General features: G+C 48.5%; 8 protein-coding genes. 3 read left to right on the top strand and 5 right to left on the bottom strand.

Annotated features, from left to right (window positions below):
• The 3 genes from KDK13_RS03155 to KDK13_RS03145 form a co-directional block, all read right to left on the bottom strand.
• A partial coding sequence (locus KDK13_RS03155; RefSeq protein WP_257283407.1) for a hypothetical protein occupies nt 1-688 on the bottom strand: 688 nt, incomplete at its 3' end.
• Nucleotides 689-918: 230 nt separating this feature from the next.
• Nucleotides 919-1,323 carry a VanZ family protein gene (locus tag KDK13_RS03150; protein ID WP_257283405.1) on the bottom strand — a complete coding sequence of 135 codons (405 nt, stop codon included), beginning with the start codon at nt 1,321-1,323 and terminating at the stop codon, nt 919-921.
• Nucleotides 1,324-1,340: 17 nt separating this feature from the next.
• Nucleotides 1,341-1,997: a pseudouridine synthase gene (locus tag KDK13_RS03145; RefSeq protein ID WP_257283404.1), complete on the bottom strand. Its 657-nt coding sequence runs from the start codon at nt 1,995-1,997 to the stop codon at nt 1,341-1,343.
• A gap of 86 nt (nt 1,998-2,083) precedes the next feature.
• On the opposite strand from KDK13_RS03145, the gene KDK13_RS03140 reads away from it, so the two are divergent.
• Entirely contained in the window at nt 2,084-3,532 is a 1,449-nt protein-coding gene (locus tag KDK13_RS03140; RefSeq protein ID WP_257283403.1) for an anion permease, read from the top strand.
• A 65-nt stretch (nt 3,533-3,597) separates the two neighbouring features.
• Here KDK13_RS03140 and KDK13_RS03135 read toward each other — a convergent pair whose 3' ends face one another.
• Entirely contained in the window at nt 3,598-3,795 is a 198-nt protein-coding gene (locus KDK13_RS03135; RefSeq protein ID WP_257283402.1) for a DUF2788 domain-containing protein, read from the bottom strand.
• A 239-nt stretch (nt 3,796-4,034) separates the two neighbouring features.
• Here KDK13_RS03135 and KDK13_RS03130 point away from each other — a divergent pair, with 239 nt between their 5' ends.
• The gene (locus KDK13_RS03130; RefSeq protein ID WP_257283400.1) at nt 4,035-4,397 is read left to right on the top strand and encodes a hypothetical protein; all 363 of its coding nucleotides are present in this window, start codon (nt 4,035-4,037) and stop codon (nt 4,395-4,397) included.
• Nucleotides 4,398-4,450: 53 nt separating this feature from the next.
• The gene (locus tag KDK13_RS03125; RefSeq protein ID WP_257283399.1) at nt 4,451-6,493 is read left to right on the top strand and encodes a hypothetical protein; all 2,043 of its coding nucleotides are present in this window, start codon (nt 4,451-4,453) and stop codon (nt 6,491-6,493) included.
• Between the two features lie 38 nt (nt 6,494-6,531).
• Here KDK13_RS03125 and KDK13_RS03120 read toward each other — a convergent pair whose 3' ends face one another.
• Nucleotides 6,532-7,140, bottom strand: a complete 609-nt coding sequence (locus KDK13_RS03120; RefSeq protein WP_257283397.1) for a YjaG family protein — start codon at nt 7,138-7,140, stop codon at nt 6,532-6,534.
• Nucleotides 7,141-7,267 lie beyond the last annotated feature (127 nt).

Genomic DNA, 7,267 nt, shown 5'->3' with positions numbered 1-7,267 from the left:
GTGTTGCCCTGGCTGCCTGGTAATCCCTGACCACCGCATCCGGTGAAACCAGGTAGCCATTCAACAGCAGCCCCCTCAGGCAACATTCCATTTTGAACCGGGCTATCCCCAGTTTGCCTTCCGGACTATCCGGGAATTCCCTGACCACCTCATCTGGTGTGACCTGTTGGCCACGCAACGGCAGGCTTCTCAGGCAACATTGCTCCTTAAAGCGTGCCAGCTCCAGTTTTGCCCTGGCTGCCTGATAATCCCTGACCACGGCATCCGGTGTGACCGGCTGGCCACGTAACGGCAGGCCCTTCATGCAACAATGTTCCTTAAAGCGGGCTATTCCCAGCTTGCCCTCCGGGGTATCAGGGAAATCCTTGACCACTGCATCAGGAATAACCTGTTGGCCCCTTAACGGCAGGGTCTTCAGGCAACATTCTGCTTTAAAGCGTGCTATCGCCAATTTGCACTTGTTATTTCGATCGGGTGCCCGGTTGAATTCCTGGATGACCTGCTCCGGGACCACTTTTTTATTGCCAAGTAACCTGTTTTGTAAGCAAAGATTTTGCAGGAAAAAGCCACTTCTCAGAGAGGTCTTATCATTTTCATAAGCGGCAAGCACGTCAGCTGAGGTGATTTGACGTCCTTGCAATGGTTTATTTTTCCAAAAGGCAGCGTCCACACGTCTGGCATCATCCATAGTGGTGGCTGTACCTCTATGAGGCCGATAGTGAGAGACTCTTTTGCCGCTGACTGTATTTCCGGAGCGTTCAGCAATCCCGCTTGAACCAGCTTGCTGGTGCGACCCACCAGCGGGCTTTGGGTGGGAGTAGGTTGATGCTGTGGCTTTCAGAACAAACCCTGCACTCTGAATAAATAACCCGGTTTGACCTCAAAATGACTTTTAGGTTCCGGGTTCGTGTGGGTTGGTTAACTTATCCCTTCCGGGGGTGGTTCCTTATACTGCCAGCGAACTCTTAGAACAGGCGTTCTTTTAAAAGCAGGAATCGATAACCAGTATATAAAGATGCCAATGCAGTTTGCGACGATATCCCAGAACGATGGGTGGCGGTAGTCGGTAAGGGATTGCAGGCCTTCAATCCACATACCGTATAAAGCAGCAATAGCCGCTTTTTTCAGGTTGAAACTGTCCTGATAACAAAAGCCATCAAGCAGGCCGGAAATAACCAGGAAGGCAATGCAGTGGGCTATTTTGTCAGCAGCCACCGGCAGCTTCCAGAATGTCAGATCAACACCGCTGAAATTATGTACAGGCAATAGAGACAAAATAGTGATGGTTGTCAGGGTGATGGCTAGTGCCGCTCTGCTGACCAATACGAAGTGCTGAAGAATTATGTCTTCCAGTGACGGTGCTTTCCTGATGTTTTCCACTTTACACGTTTGGGGCTGTTTTTATTGAGTTTGTCTTTCAGTGAAGCAGGAATTTCCAGCTCGTGCCAATGGCCTGGCTGGAGGTCGTCAATTTTCCAAGCCCCTATCTGGCAACGAATCAGCCTGAGTGTTGGATGGCCGATAGCCGCTGTCATTCTTCTTATCTGACGGTTTCTACCCTCCTTTATCGTTAATTGAATCCAGCAGTCCGGAACCGACTTTCTCTCTCTTATGGGCGGTACTCTGTCCCAGACAGCAGGCGAATCAATGATTTCTGCCAGGGCCGGAAGGGTAGGGCCATCGTTTAGAACTATTCCGGTACGAAGATGGTCTAAAGCCTGGGAATCGGGGATTCCCTCAACCTGAACCCAGTAAGTTTTGGGCATTTTGTGCCCCGGTGAGGCAATCAGGTTTTGCAACTGGCCATTATCCGTCAGCAGTAGTAACCCTTCGCTGTCCCGATCCAGCCTGCCTGCCGGATAGATGCCAGGAATGTTAATGAAGTCCTTCAGCGTTTGCCGCCCTTCCTGATCCGTAAACTGGGTCAGGACACCATAAGGTTTATTAAAAAGCAGTAATCGGCTTTTTTTGGAAGGGCGTATAACAGAAGCCTGCATGGGTAATCACTGATGAGAAAAACCGGAATTATAAATGCAGGAGAACTGGCCTACTAGAGCCGTAACCATGTTTCAAAGAGGTTTGTGTGAGTACATCACCAGTAAGCTGTGAACATCCCCGGCAACGGGCAACGGATTTGAAATCCCTTTTCAGTTTTTTAGCGCCTTTGCTATTGGGCGTAATCCTGTGGATGATTCCTGCTCCGGAAGGTCTGGATCAGCAGGGGTGGCATATGCTGATTATTTTTTTCAGCACCCTTTTTGGGGTGATGGTTACCCCAATGCCGATGTCGGCAATCACGCTTATGGGCGTGACAGCCCTGGGACTGACCGACACCCTGACACTCAAGCAGGCTCTGGCGGGTTATGGTGACCCTGTTACCTGGCTGGTGGTTCTGGCATTTTTCATTTCTCAAGGCTTTATAAAAACCGGGCTTGGGCTCAGAATTGCCTACTGCTTCATGCGTGTCATGGGGAAGAAAACCCTGACTTTGGGGTATGGCCTGACCCTGACAGATATGCTGCTGGCCCCGGCAATGCCCAGTACCACTGCTCGTGCCGGTGCCGTGGTTTATCCAATTATGCAGTCCATTGCCACTGTCTATGACAGTAAGCCAGGAGCGACCGCAAACAGGATGGGGGCCTTTCTGTTGATGATCGTCTTCCATGCCAATGCCATTACCAGCACCATGTTTCTGACCGCAATGGCGGGTAATCCACTGGTGGTCAAGCTTGCTGGCAATCAGGGTATTGAGTTGAGCTGGGCGATGTGGGCATTGGGGGCACTGGTACCCGGTATTGTCTGTCTTATCCTGATGCCACTTTGTCTGTACCGCATTATCCCGCCTGAATTGAAAGAAACCCCCATGGCCGTCAAGGTGGCACAGGATGAACTTCACCGTCTGGGCTCCCTGAGCAGAGATGAATGGATTATGGCTGGTACATTCCTGGCTCTTCTTCTGCTGTGGATATTTGGTCAGCAGCTGGGCTTTTCAGCGACACTGGTTGCTATGGTGGGGGTCTGCATTCTGCTTTTAAGTGGTGTGCTGAACTGGGATGATGTTCGTGGTAACAAGGGAGCCTGGGATACCATGATCTGGTTTGGGGCATTTATCACTATGGCTCATTACCTCAGCGCCTTTGGTGTAGTGAATTATGTCAGTGGCCAGGTTGGCGTCCTGTTTGGCGGTTTGCCCGCCTGGATGGCAATGGTTACTGTTTGTGGACTGTATTACTTTTTCCATTATTTCTTTGCCGCATCGACAGCGCAGATCAGTGCCATGTATGCCGGTTTTCTGTTGATCATGCTCAGTGCCGGTGTTCCCCCGCTGGGAGGGGCCCTTATGCTTGCCTATATGAGTAATATTTGTGCTGTTGTTACCCACTATGGGAATGGACCGGCACCCATACTTTATGGTGCTGGTTATGTTTCTCTTTTCACCTGGTGGAAAGCAGGGTTGATCATGAGTTCGTTATATCTGTTGGTCTGGCTGGGTTTGGGCAGTGCCTGGATGTCCTGGTTAGGCTATTTATAGCCAGAAAATAATAGCCAGAAAGTCGTAAGCACGAAAGAATCTGACTATCTGTCATGGTGTACAACCTAAACAATCATCTCAACAAGAACGGTTTTGATTAGGAAACCCAGAACACCAAGGCCAAGAGCTCCAAAGAGTACGAACGTACCCCATTTTCCCGCATTGGATTTTTTGGCCAGGTCATAAATAATAAAAGCCATAAATAAAACCAGCCCGCCGATTAAGACCTGCAACATTATGCTTTCGAACTCAGCAACATCCATAGAGCCTCCAGACTTTTTGCCGACGTTTTTGCCAACATTTTTGCCAATATTGTAGGTATTTTACTGCTGAGTCGCCAATATCACAGATAAACACAGTACAACTCCCCCCAGTTGATGCTTCGTAGCAAGGCTCTGCGATCCTGAAATGTTAACAAACCCTACACAGATTTGTTCCCAGACCGATATAGGTACCCAGAGAGTTTCAAAATGATCTGGTCAAATGCTATCCGGGGGTAGGTATGGCACTCAAACTCAGGATGATAGATATCACCAAATTACAAAAATCCAACTATCTGGCTTCTGATGCATCAAAGGCTGCCGTTCGGGAAGCAAAAGTGTTGCTGGATAAGCAGGAAGAGTTTATGAAAAATGGTGGAATGGACCGGCAAAAGTTACGTGCTTTTATCAATAGTGACTACTGGACATCCCGCCAAAAGCAGAAAGCCAGGGAAGAACTGCTCAATTTTCATAATGAATTTAAAAGCAATATGGCCAATGAAGCATCGGCCAAGCGCAAGGAGCTCAGCAGTGCCAGCCGTTTGCTCAGTCAACGCAAAGTGAAGAAAGCAAGTACCGTTAAAAAACGTTCCGGATATGTATAGGCCGTAAACGGATCAGTATAAAAAAATAACTGCTTTTCAGGGATGAGCACAGCATGAATAACGTTAACGGCGTTACCACGACCAATGATGTAAAAACCCTAAATCCAGCAGATATGAGTCAGCAGGACTTCATTGCTGCCGTTTATCTTGAGCGTGGAGAAATGCTGGACTCGGAAGTTCGAAGAATTATTGGTGAAATTGATAAAAGTAATCAGTATGTAGATGCTATTAATGGGTTGATTGGCAAGGCTAATGTTGCTGAATATGGGTCAACGCATTATGAATCTACCACATGGCAGGTAAATGGCAAAAATGTGGTGCTTGATAATGGTTACGGGTTGAGTTTCCAGCCAGATGATAATGGTGGCAATAGCTTCACGCTGCTTGACGGTGATGGTAATCAGTTAATCTACCAGAACCAGACGCTGATACCTGTGCCTGCCGGTACCACGGTGGATGCCCTGGAAGTCGGCATTCCCGTGATGAACGACATGACCTATATACTGGATGACGGCACTGAGATTACCTTTAAGACCGGAGCACCGGATACGGCATTCAACTCCTCAGACTTTTCCGGAGGATTGGCGGATATAACCTCGATTATCATTACCCGGGATAACCAGGGAATGGAAATCAGTGATGTCAATGATGCCGCAGCTATGGCCATCGGCGCCCCGACCATTGAGGCTCCGACTGACCCGGTGGCAAGCCAGCCGACGACAACCACGCAAACGGTAAATGTTGCTGCTGGCGAGCTGTCGACGTTCGGTGAATACAATGGTTCGGAAAATTACGACACCATTGATAACACCCATGCGAGCAAGGTTCTCTCCACGTGGGAAGGGGTTATCAAGGATAAATCGCCAGCGGAGCAGGCCGCCATCATGGCCCAGATAAAGGCGAATGGCGGGATGTCTATTGACTGGGGTCTCGGTGATTCGGATGGATCCGATGACTATTATGGTAAAACGTTCAGTTATCAGCCCTACGCCAATGAAACGCTTTACCAATTTATTGAACGGTCTGTTAATCGCTCCAAACTGGATTTCCGCAACTATGTCAAGGGTACGGAAGGCGACATAGAAATACATTATGTCACTACTGACATTAACATTCCCGCTTACAGTTATCAGGAAGTGATACCGGCGACCACTAAAACAACCAAGTCCGTTGCATCCCAAAATGTCAGTGAAAGCCGGAATTTTCAGGGCTCTGAGGATTATGGGAGTATCAAGATATTCAGTGATGATTATTTGGCACGGGTGAAATCTGAACTGGCAGGAATGAACCTTTCAGACGAAAAACGTAAGGGGTTGGCAAGAGAGCTGCAAACCAACGGCTATACCGTTAGCTGGACGCTGGATGATATTGATGGGGTAAATAACACCTATTCGCAATCGTATAACTACAAGATGGTCTCTGGAGAGAGTATTGATGATTTTTTTGAACGCGCGATGGAACAATCAGCAGCAAGAATGAAAGCGCACATCAATTATTCACAGAATGAGGGAGACATTGAAATAGTGTCAATGTCCGCCTCCAGCACTTTGCCCGGATTCTCTTATGATGAGTATGCGGCACCTCCGCAGGCTGTGCAAAATGCTGCCCGTCCCAACAACCGCCACAGCCTGGATATCAACAATCATGATGGCCACATTCTCTATGAAGCCGGAGGCATGCACCAGTGGGAGTATGATGGCCGGGGTACCCAGGCGATAAGCAAAACCGATCCCAATGATTCCGACAGTCAGGTGTCCGGTTTTTTTGGCAGGAAGCTGGCCTTCAGCCAGGCAAGCAGTGATGAGTTTGACGGAACCACGCCGTTTATGACTGAGAAGGAGAAAGAACTCCTGAGTAATGTCTTGAGGATTACCTATCCAGATGCCAGTGGTAATGGCAAGCTGACCCCTGAAGAGTGGGTCACTTTAAAGAAAAGCCTGATTAATGCCCGGGACAACCTCAATGGCAGCAGTCAGCTCCAGACCGTTCAGCTGCAAAGGGCGATGCAGACGTATAATCAAAACTATGAGGCCATGTCCAACGCCCAGCAGAAGATATACTCCCTGCTCAGGGATATCATTTCTAATGTGAAGTAATCAGCGATAAACCGGTATTGGCTGTGTGGCAATGCCGGTTAATCAAGACTGATCCCCAGTTGACTGACACCATCGTTGGCAGAAAGTAACCGAAGCTCTTTGGTAAGTTCTTTAGAGGGATTCTTTTGCTGACAGACCATGCTAATCAACTCATTGATAAACCGACGTTGAAGCTCAAACAGTTCGTGCTCTTCAATATACTGCATCAGTTCTGTCCCTTTCAGCGGTGTTGCTTCAGTGTATTTTATGAACTTGCCAATGGTGCTGAGTGACACTGTCAAGGCACTGGCCGCCTCGTCAACGGATGCTTTCATGGCACAGTTGATGGCACAGTTAAGGCTAACCGAAAAGTCCAGTGCAGGTTCAACGCCAAACATATCAAAATCTTCCGGGGCGGGGGAATTTTCATCCAGTCGCTCAAGCAGGCGTTCGAAGTTTTTTGCAGATTGCAGTCCGGCTGTATAGTCCCAGAGCATGTTGAGACAATGCCTCACATCAGCAGGCTGCCCAAATTCCGCCAGCTCTGAAAACAGTGCAAAGTTGGGCCAGGCCCTCTCAGTAACGGCGGTAGCCAGCGTTGTCAGTTGCCAGGGGGCGAGTAATTCAATTTGACGGGAATATTGAGCGTACAGTTTGCGGGTGTTCAATGATGATTACCGTTAGGATTGATGCCGCTGGCATTCTAACATTTCTTATAGACAGCGACATCTCCATTTCAGATTTACCAAAACCTGCGTAAAGCATCGCCCAGTCGGGCGGTGATATAAGCAACAA

The sequence above is a fragment of the Endozoicomonas sp. SESOKO1 genome, from assembly GCF_024606265.1.
Classification (GTDB): domain Bacteria; phylum Pseudomonadota; class Gammaproteobacteria; order Pseudomonadales; family Endozoicomonadaceae; genus Endozoicomonas.
The sequence above is the reverse complement of the archived record's forward strand: the minus strand, read 5'-3'. Positions and strand labels throughout refer to the sequence as shown.